17 protein-coding genes are annotated in these 20712 nt (G+C 65.5%); 1 reads left to right on the forward strand and 16 read right to left on the reverse strand.

What is annotated here, in order from left to right:
- Positions 1-44 precede the first annotated feature (44 nt).
- Genes AC5Y5O_RS11330 through kdpA form a run of 4 tightly spaced genes read right to left on the reverse strand, consistent with a single transcriptional unit; the run spans position 45 to position 7379 of the window.
- Complete coding sequence (locus AC5Y5O_RS11330) at positions 45-2624, reverse strand: ATP-binding protein (RefSeq protein WP_096289827.1); 2580 nt, start codon at positions 2622-2624, stop codon at positions 45-47.
- A gap of 12 nt (positions 2625-2636) precedes the next feature.
- Positions 2637-3560: a potassium-transporting ATPase subunit C gene (locus AC5Y5O_RS11335; protein ID WP_500025198.1), complete on the reverse strand. Its 924-nt coding sequence runs from the start codon at positions 3558-3560 to the stop codon at positions 2637-2639.
- A gap of 1 nt (position 3561) precedes the next feature.
- Positions 3562-5709, reverse strand: a complete 2148-nt coding sequence (gene kdpB / locus AC5Y5O_RS11340; RefSeq protein ID WP_096289825.1) for a potassium-transporting ATPase subunit KdpB — start codon at positions 5707-5709, stop codon at positions 3562-3564.
- Positions 5709-7379 (reverse strand): potassium-transporting ATPase subunit KdpA, encoded by a 1671-nt coding sequence (gene kdpA / locus AC5Y5O_RS11345; protein ID WP_096289824.1) that lies wholly within the window; start codon positions 7377-7379, stop codon positions 5709-5711. Before kdpA ends, kdpB begins: the two co-directional genes overlap by 1 nt.
- 601 nt (positions 7380-7980) lie before the next feature.
- On the opposite strand from kdpA, the gene AC5Y5O_RS11350 reads away from it, so the two are divergent.
- Complete coding sequence (locus AC5Y5O_RS11350) at positions 7981-8550, forward strand: DUF6611 family protein (protein ID WP_133160880.1); 570 nt, start codon at positions 7981-7983, stop codon at positions 8548-8550.
- Positions 8551-8570: 20 nt separating this feature from the next.
- Here AC5Y5O_RS11350 and AC5Y5O_RS11355 read toward each other — a convergent pair whose 3' ends face one another.
- From AC5Y5O_RS11355 to fdxE, 12 genes are all read right to left on the reverse strand, one after another.
- The gene (locus tag AC5Y5O_RS11355) at positions 8571-10076 is read right to left on the reverse strand and encodes a sensor histidine kinase (protein ID WP_096289822.1); all 1506 of its coding nucleotides are present in this window, start codon (positions 10074-10076) and stop codon (positions 8571-8573) included.
- Complete coding sequence (locus AC5Y5O_RS11360; protein ID WP_090605832.1) at positions 10073-10849, reverse strand: response regulator transcription factor; 777 nt, start codon at positions 10847-10849, stop codon at positions 10073-10075. Before AC5Y5O_RS11360 ends, AC5Y5O_RS11355 begins: the two co-directional genes overlap by 4 nt.
- Positions 10850-11073: 224 nt before the next feature.
- On the reverse strand, positions 11074-11358 hold the full coding sequence (locus AC5Y5O_RS11365; RefSeq protein WP_036469090.1) for a WXG100 family type VII secretion target: 285 nt from the start codon (positions 11356-11358) through the stop codon (positions 11074-11076).
- 49 nt (positions 11359-11407) lie between these two features.
- The gene (locus AC5Y5O_RS11370) at positions 11408-11704 is read right to left on the reverse strand and encodes a WXG100 family type VII secretion target (protein WP_090602180.1); all 297 of its coding nucleotides are present in this window, start codon (positions 11702-11704) and stop codon (positions 11408-11410) included.
- Between the two features lie 228 nt (positions 11705-11932).
- Positions 11933-12232, reverse strand: a complete 300-nt coding sequence (locus AC5Y5O_RS11375) for a PE family protein (protein WP_090602177.1) — start codon at positions 12230-12232, stop codon at positions 11933-11935.
- A gap of 346 nt (positions 12233-12578) precedes the next feature.
- Positions 12579-13808: a PPE family protein gene (locus tag AC5Y5O_RS11380; protein ID WP_096287712.1), complete on the reverse strand. Its 1230-nt coding sequence runs from the start codon at positions 13806-13808 to the stop codon at positions 12579-12581.
- Between the two features lie 88 nt (positions 13809-13896).
- Positions 13897-15132 (reverse strand): PPE family protein, encoded by a 1236-nt coding sequence (locus tag AC5Y5O_RS11385; protein WP_500025433.1) that lies wholly within the window; start codon positions 15130-15132, stop codon positions 13897-13899.
- 399 nt (positions 15133-15531) lie between these two features.
- Complete coding sequence (locus AC5Y5O_RS11390; RefSeq protein WP_096287710.1) at positions 15532-16764, reverse strand: PPE family protein; 1233 nt, start codon at positions 16762-16764, stop codon at positions 15532-15534.
- Between the two features lie 301 nt (positions 16765-17065).
- A complete protein-coding gene (locus tag AC5Y5O_RS11395) occupies positions 17066-18280 on the reverse strand; it encodes a PPE family protein (protein ID WP_096287708.1) in 1215 nt (404 codons plus the stop codon).
- Between the two features lie 10 nt (positions 18281-18290).
- On the reverse strand, positions 18291-18590 hold the full coding sequence (locus AC5Y5O_RS11400) for a PE family protein (protein ID WP_036469081.1): 300 nt from the start codon (positions 18588-18590) through the stop codon (positions 18291-18293).
- A 173-nt stretch (positions 18591-18763) separates the two neighbouring features.
- On the reverse strand, positions 18764-19999 hold the full coding sequence (locus AC5Y5O_RS11405) for a PPE family protein (protein WP_096287706.1): 1236 nt from the start codon (positions 19997-19999) through the stop codon (positions 18764-18766).
- Between the two features lie 492 nt (positions 20000-20491).
- Positions 20492-20686 (reverse strand): ferredoxin FdxE, encoded by a 195-nt coding sequence (fdxE, locus tag AC5Y5O_RS11410; RefSeq protein WP_096287704.1) that lies wholly within the window; start codon positions 20684-20686, stop codon positions 20492-20494.
- Between the last annotated feature and the right edge of the window lie 26 nt (positions 20687-20712).

The following is a 20712-nucleotide window of genomic DNA, read 5'->3' on the forward strand; positions in this document are numbered from 1 at the left end:
CCGCTCCTCCTCATCGCTGCGCTCTGCATCGTCGCCGGCGCGGGTCATCGGACACCAATCGGTTGTGGCGGTGCAGCCAATTCTACGACGACGGTGAGTCCACCCCCAGGAGTGTCGCCCGCCGCGATGCTGCCTCCCATGGCTTCCACGAAGCCGCGTGCCACCGACATCCCCAGTCCCACACCGGTGGTGTTGTCGTGATCGCCCAGCCGCTGGAACGCCTCGAAGATCTGATCCTCGGCTCCGTGCGGGATTCCGGGGCCCTCGTCGATCACGTTGATCAGCACCCGATCTGCGACCCGCCCGGCGTTGACCCGGACCACGCAGTTGGGCGCGTAGCGCAGCGCGTTGTCGATCAGGTTGGCGAGCACCCGTTCCAATAGTCCGGGATCCGCCATCGCCACCGCGTCGCCCACGTCGACCTTGACCCGGTCGATCGCGGATCGGTAGAAGCCGGTGGCGCCCTTGCCGATACTGACCAGCGCACGTTGCACGGTTTCCTCGAGATAGACCATCCGCAGGTCCGGGCGGACCACACCCGCTGCCAGACGCGAAGAATCAAGCAGGTTTCCGACCAAGGCGGTCAGCTGGTCGATGGATTCCTCGATGGTGGCCAGCAATTCGGCGGTGTCCTGGGCGGAGAACGCGACATCTTCGGCGCGCAGACTGGACACCGCGACCTTGGCCGCCGCCAGCGGGGTACGCAGGTCGTGGCTGACCGCCGAGAGCAGCGAGCGCCGCAGCTCGTCGGCCCGCACGATGGCCTCGGCTCGGCTGGCCTCCTCGGCCAGCTCGCCCTGACGGATCAGGCCGGCGGCCTGCTTGGCCACCGCGGTCAGCACCCTGCGGTCGCGGGCGGACAGCTTGCGTCCCGCCATCAGCATCCAGAACTCGTCGTCACCGACCTCGATCGCGGTATCCGCGGAATCGACGGTCACACAAGGATCTTTGCCCACGCAGGCGACGATGTAACTCTTCTTGCCGGCGGCGCGGTCTTCCTCACCGGGCTCGCGCAGCATGCTCACCGCGCGCTGCGAGTAGGTCTCGCGCACCCGTTCCAGCAAGGTCTCGAGGTCCGCGCCGCGCAGCACCGAACCCGCGAACAGCGTCAGCAGCTCGGCTTCCTGAGCCGCCAGCCGGGCTTCGCGGGTGCGCTTGTTGGCGAAGTCGACGAGCACCGCGACCGCGACGGCGATCAGCAACAGCACCAATTCGGTGATGGCACTGTTGGGTTCGGCGATCGTGAAGCTGTGCCGGGGAGCAATGAGGAAGTAATTCAGCAGCAGCCCGGACAGCACCGCCGAAAGGGCCGCCGGCGCAACGCCTCCCAGCAGACCCACCAGCAGCACCCCGACGAAGAACAACGCACTTTCCCCGCCGGTGTCCAGATAGGGGTCCAGCATCGTCACCGTGACGGCACAAATGAGCGACGGCACGATGATCGCGGCCAGCCAAGAGGCGATGCGTCGCTCACGAGGGGCAAACGACGCGAAATGAAAGCCCCGCTTGGATTCCTCGTGGGTGACGATGTGCACGTCGATCTTGCCCGACTGCTGGACGACGGTCGTGCCGATACCCTCCTCGAAGATGCGGGCCCATCGGGACCGTCGTGAGGTGCCGATCACCAACTGGGTGGCGTTCATCTCGCGGGCGAAATCCAATAGCGCGGTGGGGACGTCGTCACCGATCACGGTGTGCACCGACGCGTCCAGACTGTTGGCAAGTTCGCGGATCTTGTGCATCCGGGTTTCCGACAGACCGGCCAGCCCGTCGCCCCGGATGACATGCACGACCATCAACTCGGCACTGGATTTCGATGCGATGCGCGAGGCCCGCCGAACCAAAGTTTCCGATTCCGGACCACCGGTGACCGCCACGACGACGCGCTCGCGTGCCTCCCACATGTCGGTGATCTTGTTCTCCGCGCGGTACTTCGCCAGGGCGGTATCCACCTGATCGGCCAGCCACAACAGCGCTAATTCCCTTAGGGCCGTGAGATTTCCGCGACGGAAGTAGTTAGAAAGCGCCGCGTCGATCCTGGCTGGGGCGTAGACATTGCCGTGAGATAACCTGCGCCGCAGTGCTTCCGGCGTGATATCGATGAGCTCGACCTGCGAGGCTTCTCGGACGATGGAGTCCGGAATCGTTTCTTGTTGTTCGATGCCCGTGATTTGGGCGACGACGTCGTTGAGGCTTTCCAAGTGCTGGACGTTGACGGTAGAGATCACCGCGATACCGGCATCGAGAAGTTCTTCGACGTCCTGCCAGCGTTTGTGATTCTTGCTGCCCGGCGTATTGGTATGGGCGAGCTCGTCGACCAGCACGACCTGCGGATGTCGCGCCAGAACGGCGGGCACGTCGAGCTCCGGGAACCTGCTACCGCGGTAATCGATATAACGCGGTGGAATCGTCTCGATGCCCTCAAGCATCGCAGCGGTTTTCGCGCGCCCATGAGTCTCCACCACGGCCGCGACCAGGTCGGTGCCGCGTTCCAGCCGCCGGTGTGCCTCACCCAGCATCGCGTACGTCTTACCTACCCCCGGCGCCGCACCGAGGTAGATGCGGAGCTCGCCCCGCTTGGGACGGTGGTCGTGGAGGGAGACGTCGCTCACGTCAACCATCATCCCCCTGTGCGGTCAGCTCGATACCGGATATTTGCGGTCGAGTTCCAGGTTGAGCTGCAACACGTTTACCGTCGGCTCCCCGAAGAATCCAAGGTCACGGCCGCTGCGGTACTGGGCTAGCACCGCCTTGATCTGATCCGGGCTGACATGGCGAGCTTTGGCCACCCGGGCGACCTGGATGCCGGCGTAGGCCGGCGAGATGTCGGGGTCCAGGCCACTGCCGCTGGCGGTGACCGCATCGGCGGGTACCGCAGGGTTGGCGGGCGCGCTGCCGCGAACGGGCACGACCTGGCCCATCGAGTAGTCGTCGCCGTATTTCGCGCACTCGACGCGCACTCCCTCGTAAAGGGTCAGAAACGGCGTCTGCGTCGTCTGGCATGGCTCGTTGACGCTGACCACGCGGGAGGGGTGCACGACGTTTCCGCGGGTGTCGCGGGAGCCGATCACGGAGAGCACCGCGCCCACCCCGCCACCGGTGCAGAACGGACGCGAACCGTCGACACCCTCCAGTCGGCCCACGGTGGCGCTGCGTGTGCATACCTGCGTCAGCAGGCTCGGCTTGAAGCCTGCGTCGGAAGCGGACTTGCCGACGGCCAATTGCGTAGGATCGGCCGGTGTGTCGACGATGCTTTCCGGCCCGAGGTTGCTCGCGCCGGAGGACGTCGGGTCGTAACCGGTGCCTGCCGCCGAGGGCCGGCTCTGGAAGTACTGCGGCAGAGCGTTGCCGTCCTTGTCGGTGAACAGCTGACCGATCAGCCGGCTGCCGATCGGCTTGCCGTTCACCGTCAGAATTGATCCTTCGGCCTTGTCGTGCAATCCGGGGATCTGCGCGACCAGCCAAACGAACACGGGATAGGCCAAGCCGGTGATCACGGTCAGCACCAGCAGCGCACGGAAGGCCGCCCAGTGCACGCGTACGAAATTCGAAAACTTCATGTCAGGACATCCCTGGGACGAATTGGATAATCAGGTCGATCAGCTTGATCCCGATGAACGGGGCGATGATTCCGCCGAGCCCGTAAATATAGAGGTTGCGGCTCAACAGTTTTGACGCGCTGCTCGGCGTGTAGCGCACACCCCGCAGCGACAGCGGGATCAGCGCCACGATGACGACCGCGTTGAAAATCACCGCGGACAGGATCGCCGACTGCGGGCTGTGCAGCCGCATGATGTTGATCAGATCCAGCCCGGGAAACAGTGCGACGAACATGGCCGGGATGATCGCGAAGTACTTCGCGATGTCGTTTGCGATCGAGAAGGTGGTCAGTGCTCCACGGGTGATGAGCAGCTGCTTGCCGATTTCCACGATCTCGATGAGTTTGGTCGGGTCGGAGTCCAGATCGACCATGTTGCCGGCCTCTTTTGCGGCCGAGGTGCCGGTGTTCATTGCCACACCCACATCGGCCTGAGCAAGAGCCGGTGCGTCATTGGTGCCGTCACCGGTCATCGCGACCAGTTTGCCGCCGGCTTGCTCGCGTTTGATCAGCGCGAGCTTGTCTTCCGGCGTGGCTTCAGCGAGGAAGTCGTCAACACCGGCCTCATCGGCAATCGCCTTGGCGGTCAACGGGTTGTCGCCGGTGATCATCACCGTGCGAATGCCCATCTTGCGCATCTCGTCGAATCGATCCCGCATGCCTTGTTTGACAACGTCTTTGAGATGGATGACTCCCAGCACCGCGGCCTCGCCGTCGCGGGTCTCACCGACGACCAGGGGGGTGCCGCCGCCAGCGGAGATGCCGTCGACGATCTCGCCAAGCTGATGCGGTACGTCGCCGCCTTGGCCGCTTACCCATTCGGCGACCGAGCTCGCCGCGCCCTTGCGGAGCAGATGGCCGTCAAGGTCGACGCCGGACATCCTTGTGGTAGCCGAGAATTCGACCCACTGAGCATGTGCAAGCTCGCCCGGTGTGCGTGCCCGCAGCCCGAAGTGTTGTTTGGCGAACACGACGACCGAGCGGCCTTCCGGCGTTTCGTCGGCCAGGCTGGACAGCTGCGCGGCGTCGGCCAGTTGCTCATCGGTGACGCCGTCGAGCGGGATGAAGGCAGCGGCCTGCCGGTTACCCAGGGTGATGGTGCCGGTCTTGTCGAGCAGCAGGGTGTTCACGTCGCCGGCGGCTTCCACCGCCCGGCCCGACATCGCCAGCACATTGCGTTGCACCAGCCGGTCCATGCCCGCGATGCCGATCGCGGACAGCAGCGCACCGATAGTCGTCGGGATCAGGCAGACCAGCAGCGCCACCATCACGATCCCGGTAACGCCGCTCGCGTTGAGCGCCTCGCTGTTTGGGACGCCCGGGTTGTTCATCTTGGAGTAGATCGCGAGCGGCTGCAGTGTGGCGACAGCGAAGACGAAGATGATCGTCAACGCGGCCAGCAGGATGTTCAGCGCGATCTCGTTGGGGGTTTTCTGCCGGTTGGCACCCTCGACCAGCGCGATCATCCGGTCGATGAAGCTTTCCCCGGGCTTTTGCGTGATCTGCACGACGATGCGGTCGCTTAGCACGGTGGTACCGCCGGTGACCGCCGAGCGGTCGCCGCCGGACTCTCGGATCACTGGTGCCGACTCTCCGGTGATCGCCGATTCGTCCACCGACGCAATGCCTTCCACGACATCGCCGTCACCCGGTATCACCTGCCCGGCTTCGACCACGACGACATCGCCTTGTTGCAGTAGCGGCGCGGCGACTTCCTCTTCCCCGGCGGAGGCGCCCGGCGCCCAGTCCTTGAGGCGCCGCGCCATGGTGGAGGTCTTCGCTTTGCGCAGGGTTTCGGCCTGGGCCTTGCCGCGACCCTCGGCCACCGCCTCAGCGACATTGGCGAACACTACGGTCAGCCAGAGCCAGACCACGGTCAGCCACGCGAACCAGGTCGGGTCGATGATCGCCAACACGGTGCTCCATGCGGCGCCGATCTCGACGATGAACATGACGGGGTTGCGCCACAGCGTGCGGGGATCGAGTTTGCGCAACGCATCCGGCGTCGACTTCCACAACATCTTCGGGTCGAGCAGACCGCCCTGTACCCGTTTCGTGGTGTCGGGGGTCGCGGACTGCGACTGCGCAGTCGAATCGACGGTCGCGGTCATCAGTGAATTCCTTCAGCGAGAGGCCCAAGCGCGAGCATAGGCAGGAAAGTAAGGGCAACGAGAATCAGCGTGACGCCGGCGACCATTCCTACGAATTGCGGCCTATGGGTGGGCAAGGTTCCCGCCGATTCGGGTGTGGCACCCTGCTTGGCCAGCGACCCGGCCAAGGCCAGCACCAGCACGATAGGCAGGAATCTGCCGAAGACCATCGCCAGTCCGAGGGCGGTGTTGTACCAGTCGGTGTTGACGCTGATTCCGGCGAATGCCGATCCATTGTTGTTGGCGGCGGAGGTGAACGCGTACAACACTTCCGAGAGTCCATGCGGGCCGGTATTCAGCATGCCGGCGCGTTCGCCGGGCAGCGCCATCGCGATCGCGGTTCCGGTCAGCACGATCAGCGGTGTGACAAGGAAATAGCTTGCCGCCAACTTGATTTCGCGCGGGTTGATCTTCTTGCCGAGGTATTCCGGGGTGCGTCCGACCATCAGGCCTGCGATGAATACGGTGATCACGGCCAGAATCAACATGCCATAAAGGCCAGAGCCGGTCCCCCCGGGAGCGACCTCACCGAGCTGCATGTTGAACATCGCCATCATGCCGCCGAGGCTGGTGTAGGAGTCGTGGAACGAGTCAACGGCACCGGTAGAGGTCAGTGTGGTCGAGTCGGCGAATACCGCCGAGTCGGCGATGCCGAACCGTTGCTCCACACCTTCGGCCGCCGCGCCCGTCGCGGTCGGTACCGTGCCGTGATGCTGCAACTGGAACCAGAGCATCAACGACACGCTGATGAGATACAGCGTCCCCATGACCGCGGCGATCGCATAGCCCTGCTTGGTGCTGCCGACCATCCGCCCGAATGTGCGCGGGAGCGAAAAGCTGATCACCAGTAGCAGGAAGATCTCCAGCCAGTTCGTCCACGCGTTCGGGTTCTCGAACGGGTGCGCGGAGTTGGCGTTGTAGAAGCCACCGCCATTGGTGCCAAGCTCTTTGATTACTTCCTGGCTGGCCACCGGGCCGCCGGTGATGGTCTGTTGGGTGCCGGCAAGCGTGTTGACCACCTGGTCGTTGAGGTGGAAGTTCTGGATCGCCCCGCCCGCGATCAACACGATCGCCCCGATGACCGCGATCGGCAGCAGGATGCGCAGCGTGCCGCGGACCAGGTCGACCCAGAAGTTCCCCAGATCACCGGTGCGCCTGCGGGCGAAGCCGCGCACCAGCGCAACCGCCACTGCCATGCCGACGGCGGCCGAGACGAAGTTCTGCACCGCCAGCCCGGCCATCTGTACCAGGTGGCCCTGCGTCGATTCGCCGGAGTAGGCCTGCCAGTTGGTGTTGGTGACGAAGCTGACCGCGGTGTTCCACGCCAGCGCCGGCGTCATCTTGGTGGCCGGATCATGCAGGTGCAACGGCAATTTGCCCTGCACGAGCTGGAACACGAACAGGAAGAGGACGCTGATCGAGGAGAACGCCAACACACTGCGGGCGTAGGCGCCCCAGGTCTGCTCGGAGCGTGAGTCGACACCGATCAGCCGGTAGATCACGCGCTCGACCGACGAGCTCTTCTCCGATGTGTAAACCCGATACATGTAGTCGCCCAACGGCACATGCACCGCAACCAGAGCCGCGACGAGAAGTACGAGGAAAATGATTCCCGCGGACGTTGTGCTCACTAGAACCTCTCCGGGAACAGCAGGGCGCACCCGAGAAACAGGGCGAGAACGATGGAAAGTACTAGACCGACGACGTTTTCGTAGTTCACAGCCGTTCGACCAACTTCTGCACGAGGCCTAGCACGGCGAACACCGCCACCGTGAGCACGACGAAAGCCAACACGCCCATCTTGTCTCCGTTCCGCGCCGAACGCGTGCATACGAAAGGACCTCATCGAGTCAGCCACACCGCAGTCCTCGGAGGCAAGGTCAGCTTGAAATTAATCGGGGCCAATGCGATAGGGCCTTTGGTTGATGCTTTCCTAACGGCGCCGCAGTGCACCTTTGCGGTTTCTTTACGCCACTGTGTTCGAACCGGACGGTTCTGTTCAAGCGTGTGATCGCGTTTCCCGACGAGCCCGGTAAACCGCTCCCCGGTCGACCGTCGGCAGATCAAACCGAGTGATCGGTTCGGCGTAGCCAATCACGAGTTGCGACAGAGCTTTTCGTGAAGGGTGCGCTGGGGGTCGGTCGAAAGTGTTCCGTAAATGTTTGGGCAGTGCGCGTATGGATGCTGTTCGGACCCAAGCCCGCTTGGTGCCGAGGGCGTCAATCTGGCTTCATGAACGACACGCGCGACCGAGTTACTCAACCCGCCGTGGTCCCGACGACACGCGCGGCACTTTCCGCGCGGGGAGGGTGGTCGCGACTGCTCGACGGCGCCCACCCGTGGGGATCATTTGTTGCCACGGTCGGACGCTACGGGGTTCAACGCTTCCAGTTGGTCGTCTATCCGCCCGGAAGCAGCGTCGCCGATCGGCAACTGGCGCGGCTATGGCGCGGATGGCCGATGAGTGGCGCCGCGCTCGGGTTGATCGCGATGGTGGTGCTCGGCGAGGTGGCGGCCTCACCCGACACCGTGCTGGCCTTCGCCGTTGTCTGCTATGTAATCATCGGCGCTCTGCTCTTCCTGACGGCCGGGCCCACCCGCGTGCAAGTGAGGTCTGTGTCGATCGCCCTGATGCCCCAGGGCGCCGACTCTCGCGAATTAACTAGGTACGTAGAAGGTCTCAGCTTGGCCACCATGCTGACCCGCGCCGACCGGTTGCTCAAGGCGGGTGCGCTCTCATCTGGCGAGCATGAGGCGATTTGGCGAGAAGCCTACGATCGTCTCGCCGCGATTCAAGTCTGATGTGGGGTCGCGGTCCCGGGCTACCCGCTCGGGCCGTCGATCATCGGCAGCCGCACCCGGAAGACCGTTCGGCCGTGGGCGGATTCGGCACTGACCGAGCCGTGATGGGCTTTGACGATCGAACTGACGATGGCCAGGCCCAGCCCGATGCCCGACCCGTCGGAGCGGGAGGTGTTCGCGCGGACGAATCGCTCGAACAGCCGGGGGAGCAGATCCACGTCGATGCCGGGACCGTTATCGGCCACGGTCAGCTCGGCGTACGGAGCGCCGGAATCGCCGCGTTGGCAGGTGATTGCGGTGGTGACCGTGACGCCGGGCGGTGTGTGCAGGCGGGCGTTGCTGTGCAGATTGCTGACGGCTTGATGCAGCCGGGCATGGTCGCCCCGCACCCAGACCGCGCCTTCGGGCAGGTCCTTGAGCCAAATGTGCGTCGGTGCCGCGGCGGCCGCGTCGTTCACCGCGTTGACGACCAGTTCGGCCAGGTCCACGTCTTCGTTCTGCAGGTCCTCGCCCTCGCCCAGGCGTGAGAGCAACAGCAGCTCCTCGACGAGCAAGGACATCCGCTGCGCCTCCGACTCGATGCGCGCCAGCGCGTACTCGGTGGTCGGTGGTAGCGCCGAACTGTCCTGACGGGTCAGCTCCGCGTAGCCCTGAATCGCCGCCAGCGGTGTTCTCAGCTCGTGGCTGGCGTCGGTGAGGAATTGCCGCATCCGCATGTCGGAGTCGACGCGATGCGCCAGCGCACTATCCACGTTGTCCAGCAACCGGTTCAGCGTGTGTCCGACGATGCCGACCTCGTTGTCGGGATCGGTGTCTTCCTGCCGGACCCGGACGCTGATCCGGTGGTCGTCGCCGGTAAGGGGCATGCCGGCGACTTCCGCGGCGGTCGCCGCGACCCGGCGCAGCGGGCGGAGTGTGTAGCCGACCACCCAGACGGTGAGCCCGGCGGTGATCACCAGGGCGGCCGCGATCAGCAGGCTGGTGGTGATGTACTTGCGGGCCATGATCTGGTCGGCCAGCTTCACCGACATCCCGACGATCAGCAGATCGGATCCCTCGCGCCGGCTGTCGACGCGGTAGGCGCCCAGGCTGCCCAGCCGCACGGTCCTGGGTGGCGCGTCGGCCCAGGACAGTGACTCGATCGCGCGAATCACGTCGGGCGGGGCGGGTTTTGGTTCGTCCTCGGAAAACACCGCGGAGCCGATCACGGTGCCGTCGTGCACCACGGCGATCAGGTTGCCCGGTGTTTGTCCGGTGAATTCCAGCATCGCCTGGTCCACCGGCGGGGTGCGGCGGTGCGCCGAGGTGTGCTCGCCGTTTCGGTACCGGGTGTAGGAGTTGCTCAGCGCATCGAGCGATTCGGCGACATCGGCGTCGCTGATCGCGGTGACGTAGCCGCGAAGGCTGAGCACCGAGACCACCCCGACAGACACCAAAACCACTGTGACAACGGCTAATACGCCTATCAGCAATTGGCGGCGCAGCGACCGGGGCAACCAGAAAGGGGTATTGCGCCGGCCCGTCATTCCAGGGGTCGCAGCATGTATCCGACACCTCGCACGGTGTGGATCATCGGCTCGCGGCCAGAGTCGATTTTCTTTCGCAGATACGAGATGTAGAGGTCGACGATGCTGGTGCGCCCGGCGAAGTCGTAGTTCCAGACGCGGTCCAGAATTTCGGTACGGCTCAGCGCGCGGCGCGGGTTGCGCATCAGGAAACGCAGCAATTCGAACTCGGTAGACGACAGCGATATCGGTGTGCCGTCGCGGGTGACTTCGCGGCTGGCGGTGTCCAGCCGAAGATCGCCGACCTTGAGCGCTTCGGCGGCCGGCGGGGACAGCTGGCTGGACCTGCGCAGCAACCCGCGCAGACGTGCGACCAGTTCCTCGAGGCTGAACGGCTTGGTCATATAGTCGTCGGCGCCCGCGGTGAGGCCGGTGACCCGGTCCATGACCGAATCGCGTGCGGTCAAGAACAGTGTGGGGGTGTAAACGTCGGATTCGCGGATCCGCTGCAGAATGCGCAGGCCATCCATGTCCGGAAGCATGATGTCGAGAACGAGGACATCCGGCGTCACCCGGTCGAACTTGGCCAGTGCTTCACGTCCGTTGTGGGCGATCTCCACCACCCAGCCCTCGTAGTGCAGGGCCATTTTGACGAGGTTGGTGAGCGCCGGCTCGTCGTCCACCAGCAAAACCCGGATCGGTGAACCGTCGGCACGATAGATCCTCGGCAGCTGTCCAAGGATGGCTTGACGTGGGCGCTGGCTACCCGCGTATCCGGACGTTACGGCGGTCATGTCCTTGAATTCTCGCAAAGCGCATAAGCGCTTGTCACGGAGTTCATAGACTTCTCAAATCTTACGAAGCCCCGGATCGAGTGCGGTGCGAACATCGTGGCAAACGACGCTGTGCTGCAACGAGTTTCGCTGACGGCTCACCCGGGCCGTCCAACACAGCGCCGGCGCACATGAAACGGGGCCGCACACCGATTGGTGTGCGGCCCCGGGTGAAGCGAAGGGTGTCAGGCCCAGCTGGACCCGACGGCGCTGTCGGTGCTGGCCATGTTGTTGCCCGCGGTCTGCACCTTCTGCCCGTGCTGGTTGGCCTGCTCGTAGATGACCTGGAAGTTGCGACCCAACTGGGTGATGAACTCCTGGCACGCCACCGAACCGGCGCCACCCCAGAAGTCGCCGGCAGCCAGCACATCGCGAACGATGGCCTGGTGCTCGGCCTCCAACGAAGCGGCCTGCGCGCGGATGAGGGCGCCGTGCGCGTCCACATCTCCGAACTGGTAGTTAATGCTCATAGCGTTTTTCTCCTAATGTCTGAAGGTTACGCAGCCGTAGTTGCTACGACTAGTGGCCGAGGGCCTGCTGCGAGGCCTGCTCTTGCGTCTCGTAGTTGTTGGCGTCACGGATCAGTCCGTCACGCACGCCGTGGAGCATGTTGACAATGTTGTTGAACGCCTGGTTCATCTGACCCATCGTGTCGTACGACGTGGCCTGGGCCTGACCGCTCCAGCCCGCACCGGCGATGTTCATCGACGACGCCCACATCTTGCGAGCCTCATCCGACACCGTCTGCGCGTGCATCTCAAAACGGCCCGCCATCGCACGCATCGCGTGCGGGTCGGTCATAAAACGTGTTGCCATGTTGCCTTTCTCCTTAATATTGCGACTCGAGATTTTGTTGTGTTGGACAGTGGCTGGGTCCGGTCAGTTACAACCGTGACGTAATGGCCGGACCGAACACCTAAGGATGATCCCCCTCCTGACCAGCACCCCTCGGACCGTCTACTCGTAGACGGCTTGCCCGACCGCTGGGTGGCTGGCGTGACCCACTCCGATGTGGGTGTCCTTAGCCTCAAATGAAGAAACCAGTTAGCCGGCAGCGGCTGCGTTGGCTGCTTCAGTAGCGGCGTACGAGCCCGAACTCATCGACAGCGTGTTCACGAACTGCTCGTGAATCGCCGTGGCCTGAGCGCTGACGGCCTGGTACATCTGCGCGTGCGCGGCGAACTGAGCCGCAGTGAGCGCTGAAACTTCGTCGGCAGCCGCCGGCACCACCCCGGTCGTCGGGGCCGCCGCAGCCGCGTTTTGGGCGCTAAGAGCAGATCCGATACCCTGCAGGGTCCCGGCTGCCGCGGCCAAAGCCTCCGGCTGTGTCGTCACGAACGACATGATTTTTCCTCCTCCATAATCCCCAAACTCTCTGATGAGAGTAGATGACCGTGATCCGTAAAGCCTGATCCGTGGACCGCCCGTTCGCAATTGTTCACGGAACGGTACGGCGAATTCACTTTTAGTAACGACACAGTAACAGCGTAAGGCCTAGTTTGGGGCCCCTGAGCAGCGAAATCACCAGACTGACACTGTCTGACCTCCCTCGTTGTCGATAGCCTGCCGGCAGGGGCGTTGCCGGAGAGCCGCGCGGGCAACCGCGGGGATGAGATCCCATCGCCGGTCGCGCACCCTGGCCGCATCGACTTAGCTAACTGTTCTTCGCGGCCCGAGCTGCGGCGCTTCCTCAGCCGGCGAACGGTGGGCGGGCCATCACGGTGGGGCGGAAACCGTACCGCGGCCCGGCGGCGCCGATGCCGCCCTGGCCGCCCATGCCGGCCAGTGGCACGCCACCGAGCAGGTTGCCCGAGCCGGCGGCTTCGGGCGCTGCGGTGATGGCGCTGACGGGCACCGCGGCGGCGTGGCTGACCGCCGGAGCGGCCCCGGACCAGACGGCCGGGACCGACAGGCGACCGACCGAGCCCGCGTTGCCCAGACCCGCCGCGACCGCCGGCGCCGCGTGGGCGCCGCCGCCGAGCATGCCGCCCAGACCGGCCAGGCCCTTGGGAGCCGCGGACGCCGCGCTGGCGGCCGCGCCTCCCAGGGCGCCGGTACTTTTGGCGATCTGCACACCACTGTTACCCATACCGACGGAGAAGTACGGCAGACCCTCGGTGTTATACGCGAACCCGACGAACGGGCTCAAACCGTTCACGAAGGTGGCGAAACTGCTCGGCAGAATGGTCTGCCCGGTCAGCAGGAACCACGCCTGGGTGAACGGATCCGTGGTGGTGGTGGCGGCGGCTGCGGCCGCGGCGGGTGTCGCCGCGGCTTGCAGGGTGCTGGGTGTCTGAGTGATCGCGTTGGCTGTCGTCTGCGCGGCGTTGCCGGCCGCGGAGCTCGAGGCCGACGAGGTCGCCGCGGCCTGCTTGGCCCCGGCGTCCTGAGTGGACACCTCGGGCGCCGACTTGAACGGGGTTACCTTGGTCGCCGACGACGACTGCCCGGCGTAGTTGTACATCGTGCTGGCGTCCTGGGCCCAGAACTGACTGTATTGGGCTTCGAGTTGCGCGATCACGCCGGTGTTTTGTCCCAGCACGTTGGTTTCCATGGCCTGGGTCAGCAGTGCCCGGTTCTGCGCGATCACCGGCGGCGGTACCACCGAGGCGAACGCGGTCTCGAACGCCGCCGAGGCTGAGGACAGCTGCTGGGCGGCCTCTTCGGCTTGGGCCGCAGTGGTTTTCACCCACGTCACATACGGCGTCAGCGCCTGGACGGCGGCGGCCGAAGCCGGCCCCAGCCACTCCTCGCTAGACAATTGGGAAATCACGCTCTCATAACCCAGCGCAGCCGAATTCAGCTCGGCAGCAAGGGAATTCCATGCCGAGGCCGCCGCGATCAACGACGTCGAGCCGGCGCCCGCGTATAGACGCGCAGAGTTGACCTCTGGCGGCAACGCTCCAAAATCAATCGACATAGCTGAGCCTCCTGGATGCTGAGCGGACTGCACGGTGGTGTGAATCGCTGACGGGTGACTGCACGACGGTGGATCGAGTGGGCACGGGTCATCCAGCCGATGGTGGTCGGATAAGGACGTTGCGTTTGAAGCCGTATTTGTGGGTGAAGCCGGTGGCGGCCCGTCGCCCCGCGCCGGTCATCGGCATGCCTTGCAGGACACCGTTGTTGGCGGGTCCGGTGGCGCTGGTGGCGTAGTTGACGGTGGTGGCCTGGATGGCTCGCTCTTCGAGCGCAGCGGGTGCGGCGTTGCCCCACGCGTTGGGGACCGAGAGTCCGCCGACCTTGGCCGAGGAGGCCAGGTGTGCGGTGGCCGCGAGGCCGCCGGGGTGGCCACCGCCCAGCGCGGCCAGGCCGGAAAACTGCGGCGTCGGATACCACGCGCCACTGGCGCCGGCCGTCGACCCCAAGCCGAACGTCGTCTGCTGCTGGATGGAATAACCGAAGGCGCCCAAACCCGTCCCGAAGTAGGGAAGGCCGCTGAGCTGTTTGAAGATAGTCTGCGGGACGCTGGGACCCCATCCCATCGGGTTGTCCGGAGTGGGGATGGTGAACCAATTGGACCACCACGGTGGATCGGTCGCCGTGGCCGAAGGACTGGCAGCCGCCGTTACGTTGGTCGAAAGTTGTTGCGCTGCTTGCGGAACGGCATTGGTGGCGGCCGCTTGCGTGGTGGCGTTGGCTGCGGGCTGACCCGACTGGCTCGCCGGCTCGGAGACCGCTTTTGCCACCGCTTGCGCCTGGTCCGTCGTCCCCTCCGGGTCGGTGGTTCGGGGGGAGGGCGTAAACGGGGTCAGTTCCGTCGCGAGCGTCGATGCGGCCGCATAGCCGAACATGGCGGCGGCGTCCTGGGCCCACATCTCCATGTACTGGGCTTCGGTCGCCGCGATCGCCGGGGTGTTCTGGCCGAAGAAGTTGGTCGCGATCAGGGTCGCCAACAACACGCGGTTGGCCGCGATCACCGGCGGTGGCACCGTCGCCATGAACGCCGCCTCGAACGCGGCGGCGGCGGCCCGGGCCTGCGTGCCGGTCTCCTCGGCTTGGGCGCCTGCCGCACCGAGCCAACTCACGAATGGTGACACCGCCGAAATCATTGACGCCGACGCCGGCCCGATCCATGGCCCGCTGCTCAGTTCGGAGATCACCGAGCTGTAGCCGCTGGCCGCGGTTGCCAGCTCGGTTGCCAGCCCATCCCATCCAGCGGCCGCGGCCATCAGCGGCCCCGACCCGGGACCCGTGTACATCAGGGCCGAGGTGATCTCTGGCGGTACGGCGCCGTAGTCCATCGACGCAGCGCCCGGTTCGAACGGCATGTGTTCCTCGCAACTGGAATTTGTCGATGACCTTGACCGAAATGGTTGGTTGCGAGGCTAAGGCGCGGCCCCGGCGGTTGTGGCCGGGCGAGTCCGCGGGTCAGGCGAAGGCTGCGCGGGCGCGTGGCGCTATCCGACAGGAGTACAAGATCCCACCGGTGGCTTACCGCGTCGCGAATGCGGGCTGCCACCTGGGCGAATGCGAGATGCCGTCGCGTCGCGGCACCCGGCGCGCGCGGAGGTTAGGGGTGCCATCAATAGGGAGAGAACTTGACCGACGGATAAAAATCCGCCCGCGGATAAAACCCACGGAGCATCGCTGCTCGGTGGCGCTTCAGGGGCCGCAAACGTGCAGTTTGCAGCGGATAACCGCTAGCCGGCGAAGGGCGGGCGGGCCATGACGGTGGGTTTGAAGCCGTAGCGGGGTCCCGCGCCGCCGACGCCATGGGCGCCGCCCATGCCGGCCAGGGGCATGCCACCGAGCAGGTTGCCCGAGCCAGCGGCTTCGGGAGCCGCGCTGATCGCGCTGACCGGCACGGCCGTCGCGTGGCCGATCGCCGGCGCGGCGCCGTTCCAGACGGCTGGGACCGACAGGCGGCCCACCGAGCCCGCGTTGCCCAGACCCGCGGCGACCGCAGGCGCCGCATGGGTCGCGCCGCCGCCGAGCATGCCGCCCAGACCGGCCAATCCCTTGGGGGCTGCCGACGCCGCGCTCGCGGTGGCCGAGACGATGCCCCCGGTACTTTTGGCGATCTGTACACCGCTGTTGCCCATACCAACGGAGAAGTAGGGCAGACCCTCGGTGTTATAGGCGAAACCGGCGAACGGGCTCAGGCCGTTGACGAACGTGGCGAAGCTGGTGGGCAACGTCGTCTGCCCGGTCAACAGGAACCACAGTTCGGTGAACGGGTCCGTGGGCGTGGCCGCTGCGGCAGCCGCCGCCGCGGGCGTAGCCGCCGACTGCAGCGTGCTCGGTGTCTGGGTGATCGCATTGGCCGTCGAATTCGCGGCATTGCCGGCTCCGGTGGCCGCCGCCGACGAAGTCGCCTCGCCCTGCTTGGCCTGCCCGGAGGGGTCGGTGACCTCTGGTGCCGATTTGAACGGGGTCACCTTGGTCGCCGATGCGGACTGGGCCGCGTAGTTGTACATCGTGGTGGCGTCCTGGGCCCACATCTTTGCGTATTCCGCCTCGAGCTGGGCGATCAAACCGCCGTTTTGGCCCAGCGCGTTGGTTGCCATCGCCTGGGCCAGCAAGGCGCGATTTTGCGCGACGACCGGTGGCGGTACCACCGAGGCGAACGCGGTCTCGAACGCCGCCGAGGCCGCGGAGAGCTGCTGGGACGCGTGCTCGGCCTGGGCCGCAGTGGTTTTCACCCATGTCACATACGGATTCAGAGCTTGGACGGCCTTGGCCGAGGCCGGCCCCAGCCACTCCTCACTCGATAGCTGAGTGATCACGTTTTGGTAGCCCATCGCAGCCGAGTTCAGCTCGGCCGCAAGGGAATTCCACGCCGAGGCTGCCGTGATCAACGACGTCGCGCCTGCGCCCCCATATAGGCGCGCAGAGGTGACCTCTGGCGGCAACGCCCCAAAATCAATCGACATGACTGAGCCTCCTGGATCCCGGTCGGATTGCGCGTGGTGCTTAGATTCCATCGCGAATAGCCCAGCGGATCTACGAGATTCGACCCTTGACGACAGGCGTTGTCGGGTGCCTACATCCGTTGCCGAGGTGCGCGACGCGCTGGCAGTCTGGGACCTGTGACTCGGAGCGTGACAGAACTAGGGCACGTGAAACCCGTTCAACTGCAACGGGTTTCGGCCGCTCACATCGAGTCGGGACAAACAAAATGCACGCATGACGGCCATGCGGCCGTCATGCGTGCATTCGCAGTGAATCGAATGGCTACCCGGCGAAGGGCGGGCGGGCCATCACGGTGGGGCGGAATCCGTAGCGCGGACCGGAGGCACCGAAGCCTTGGCCGGCGCCCATGCCCGCCAGTGGCATACCACCGAGCAGGTTGCCCGAGCCCGCGGCTTCGGGGGCCGCGGTGATGGCGCTGACGGGTACGGCGGCGGCGTGGCTGACCGCCGGAGCGGCTCCAGACCACACGGCCGGCACCGACAGCCGACCGACGGAGGCCGCGTTGCCCAGACCGGCTGCCACCGCCGGCGCCGCGTGGGCACCGCCGCCGAGCATGCCGCCCAGACCGGCCAGGCCCTTGGGTGCCGCGGAGGCCGCGCTGGCGGCCGCACCGCCGAGGGCCCCGGTACTTTTGGCGATCTGCACACCACTGTTACCCATACCGACGGAGAAGTACGGCAGACCCTCGGTGTTATAGGCGAAACCGACGAACGGGCTCAGACCGTTGACGAAGGTCGCGAAGCTGCTGGGCAGGACGGTCTGCCCGGTCAGCAGGAACCACCCCTGCGTGAGCAGGTCCGCGTTGTTGGTGGCTTGAGCGGGCGTGGTGATCGCCGCCAACGTTTGGGGCGTCTGCTGGATTGCCTGCGCCGTGGTAGTGGCGGCGTTGCCGGTGCCGGTCGCCGACGCGGCTGAGGTCGCTGCGGCTTGCTTGGCCCCCGCATCTTGGGTGGATACCTCGGGCGCCGCAGCAAACGGGGTTACCTTCGTTGCCGACGACGATTGCCCGGCATAGTTGTACATGGTGCTGGCGTCCTGAGCCCACATCTGCCCGTACTGCGACTCGAGCTGGGCGATCACACCGGTGTTCTGACCTAACACGTTGGTTTGCAGAGCCTGGGTCAGCAGGGCGCGGTTCTGGGCGATCAGTGGCGGAGGCACCACCGAGGCGAACGCCGTCTCGAACGCCACGGAGGCCGCATCGAGCTGCTGGGCAGCCTCTTCGGCCTGAGTGGCGGTGGTCTTCATCCACGTCACATACGGCGTCAGCGCCTGGACCGCGGCGGCCGAGGCCGGCCCCAGCCACTCCTCGCTGGACAACTGAGTGATCACGTTGTCGTAGCCCAACGCGGCCGCATTCAGCTCCGCGGCAAGCGAACGCCAGGCCGAAGCCGCCGTCGTCATCGACGTCGAACCCGCGCCCGAATACATGCGGGCGGAGTTCACTTCTGGAGGGAGAGCCCCAAAATCAATCATCGTGATCCCCTTAGCCGGCCGCGGCCGCGTTGGCCGCCTCTGTCAGCGCATATGACCCCGAGCTCATGCTCAAGGTGTTGACGAATTGCTCGTGGATGGCGGTGGCCTGTGCACTGACCGCCTGGTACATCTGCGCGTGTGCAGCGAACTGTGCCGCGGTCAGCGCCGACACCTCATCGGCGGCGGCCGGTACCACACCCGTCGTCGGAGCAGCGGCCGCAGCATTCTGGGCGGTCAGCGCCGAACCGATCCCCTGCAATGTGCTCGCCGCCGCCGCCAACGCTTCTGGCTGCGTTGTCACAAACGACATGTGATTCCCTCCTCAGTAACCGTCCGGTGCGCGCACCGACGGGTTTTCCCGATAATGACGTTAGTTCGCCCGCTGTTGGACTTGCCCTGTCCATGCGAACTGTTCAGACCCGGACAATCTCTGTTCATCTGGCCGTCACTTCTGTTCCTCGAGATTCGAATTCGTCATGGCCGTTATCCCGCGGACGGTGGACGGACAAGCACGTTGCGCTTGAACCCGTATTTGTGGGTGAAGCCGGTGGCGGCGCGTCGTCCGGTACCGGTCATGGGCATGCCCTGCAGGACGCCGTTGTTGGCGGGTCCGGCGGCGCTGGTGGCGTAGTTGACGGTGGTGGCATGGATGGCCGGTTCCTCGACGGCGGTGGGTGCCGCACCGGCCCAGGCGTTGGGGACCGAGAGTCCGCCGACCTTGACCGAGGTGGCCAGGTGCGCGGTGGCCGCGAGGCCGCCGGGGTGGCCACCGCCCAGCGCGGCCAGACCGGCGAACTGCGGCGTCGGGTACCACGCACCACTACCACCGGCCGTGGTACCGATACCGAAGGTCAACTGCTGCTGCATCTGGTAGCCGAAGGCTCCAAGACCAACGCCGAAGTAGGCCTGCAGGCCCTGGCGCAGCGTGTTGAAGAAGCCTGGGGTCCAGCCATTGGGATTGTCCGGCGTCGGGATCGTGAACCACCCCTGCCACCAGGGCGGATCCTGCGCGGCGGCGAGCTGCTGGGGCGCCGCGGCCGGGGCGTTTACCGAGGCTTGCTGCAGCATCTGCGGCACCGTGCTGTTGGAGGCCATTTGCGTGCCGGCGTTGGTCACGGTCTGACCCGACTGGCTCGCCGGCTCGGAAGCGGCCTTTGCCACTGCTTGCGCCTGGTTGTTCGTCCCGTCCGGGGTGGTGGTCTGCGGCGACGACGTGATCGGAGGCACCTCCGCCTCGATCGCCGATGCGGCCGCGTAGCTGTACATGGTGACGGCGTCCTGCGCCCACATCTCCATGTACTGGGCCTCGGTGACCGCGATCGCCGGGGTGTTCTGGCCGAAGAAGTTGGTCGCGATCAGGGTCGCCAACAACACGCGGTTGGCCGCGATCACCGGCGGTGGCACCGTCGCCATGAACGCCGCCTCGAACGCGGCGGCCGCCCCCCGGGCTTGCATCGCGGTCTGCTCCGTATCGGCCGCCATCGAGCTGAGCCAGGTCATATACGGCAGGACCGCGGCGAGCATCCGCTGCGACACGGGCCCCATCCACGGTCCGCTGGTCAGCTCGGAAATCACCGAGTTGTATCCGCTGGCCGCTATGGCCAGCTCGGCCGACAGCGCGTCCCAGCCTGCGGCAGCGGCCATCATTGGCCCCGATCCCGGGCCCACATACATGCGACCGGAATTGATTTCGGGCGGTAACGCTCCGAAGTCCAACACCGTGTCCTCCTCAATTGGCCGGGATTGCGGTGGCAATCTCGGCTATCGCGTAAGAACCTGTACTAACCATTAGCGGCTGCCTCGGCACCTGCTATCCCCGGACCGCCGACCCGTTGAAAGCCAGACGTGTCCGCGGGTTGGCAAACCCGTTGAGCCGGCAATCCGGTAGGTTTAGGTGCATCCGCCCGCCATCGCCGACACGGTGTTCTACCACCATGTTTCCCGGACAGTTGGTCAGCAGCGTCATGCCCATCCTGCCTCGATTACCCCCCACTACCAGCAACCAAGCGACAGCTCGCTTGGGCTGAACTGCCGCTCGTGAAAGACACTAATGGCTTATACCCTGGCCACCGACTTGCGATGCCAACTATTCACACCAGGCCAACCATTGTTCACTCCCGGCCAACTGGCGTTCATTTGCGGCGGTTGGCTGTTCACCCGGGGTTCGCCTGCCTGTTTAGGACCGGACGCCGCCGGCGCCGTTGGTCCTCGTCACTCCTCGTCGAGGATGAGCGCCATCTCCGGGCAGGAGGCCACCCCGTCGCGGGTCAGCTCCGCTTCCTCGGGTGGCACCTCGTGTTCTTCGAGGATCGAATAGCCCGACTCGTCGATGGGGAACAGATCGGGATCGACGGCGTAGCACTGGGCGTGGCCCACGCATTTCGACTTCTCGAGACGAACCCTCACCAGGTCCCCTCTCCCGCCGCGTCCAC

This window comes from Mycobacterium sp. NGS40 (assembly GCF_059812735.1).

Coding starts and splice junctions, on each gene's coding strand:
- AC5Y5O_RS11330 (WP_096289827.1), bottom strand. CDS start 2,624: ATGATGGTTGACGTGAGCGACGTCTCCCTCCACGACCACCGTCCCAAG.
- AC5Y5O_RS11335 (WP_500025198.1), bottom strand. CDS start 3,560: ATGAAGTTTTCGAATTTCGTACGCGTGCACTGGGCGGCCTTCCGTGCG.
- kdpB (WP_096289825.1), bottom strand. CDS start 5,709: ATGACCGCGACCGTCGATTCGACTGCGCAGTCGCAGTCCGCGACCCCC.
- AC5Y5O_RS11350 (WP_133160880.1), top strand. CDS start 7,981: ATGAACGACACGCGCGACCGAGTTACTCAACCCGCCGTGGTCCCGACG.
- AC5Y5O_RS11355 (WP_096289822.1), bottom strand. CDS start 10,076: ATGACGGGCCGGCGCAATACCCCTTTCTGGTTGCCCCGGTCGCTGCGC.
- AC5Y5O_RS11360 (WP_090605832.1), bottom strand. CDS start 10,849: ATGACCGCCGTAACGTCCGGATACGCGGGTAGCCAGCGCCCACGTCAA.
- AC5Y5O_RS11365 (WP_036469090.1), bottom strand. CDS start 11,358: ATGAGCATTAACTACCAGTTCGGAGATGTGGACGCGCACGGCGCCCTC.
- AC5Y5O_RS11370 (WP_090602180.1), bottom strand. CDS start 11,704: ATGGCAACACGTTTTATGACCGACCCGCACGCGATGCGTGCGATGGCG.
- AC5Y5O_RS11375 (WP_090602177.1), bottom strand. CDS start 12,232: ATGTCGTTCGTGACGACACAGCCGGAGGCTTTGGCCGCGGCAGCCGGG.
- AC5Y5O_RS11380 (WP_096287712.1), bottom strand. CDS start 13,808: ATGTCGATTGATTTTGGAGCGTTGCCGCCAGAGGTCAACTCTGCGCGT.
- AC5Y5O_RS11385 (WP_500025433.1), bottom strand. CDS start 15,132: ATGGACTACGGCGCCGTACCGCCAGAGATCACCTCGGCCCTGATGTAC.
- AC5Y5O_RS11390 (WP_096287710.1), bottom strand. CDS start 16,764: ATGTCGATTGATTTTGGGGCGTTGCCGCCAGAGGTCACCTCTGCGCGC.
- AC5Y5O_RS11395 (WP_096287708.1), bottom strand. CDS start 18,280: ATGATTGATTTTGGGGCTCTCCCTCCAGAAGTGAACTCCGCCCGCATG.
- AC5Y5O_RS11400 (WP_036469081.1), bottom strand. CDS start 18,590: ATGTCGTTTGTGACAACGCAGCCAGAAGCGTTGGCGGCGGCGGCGAGC.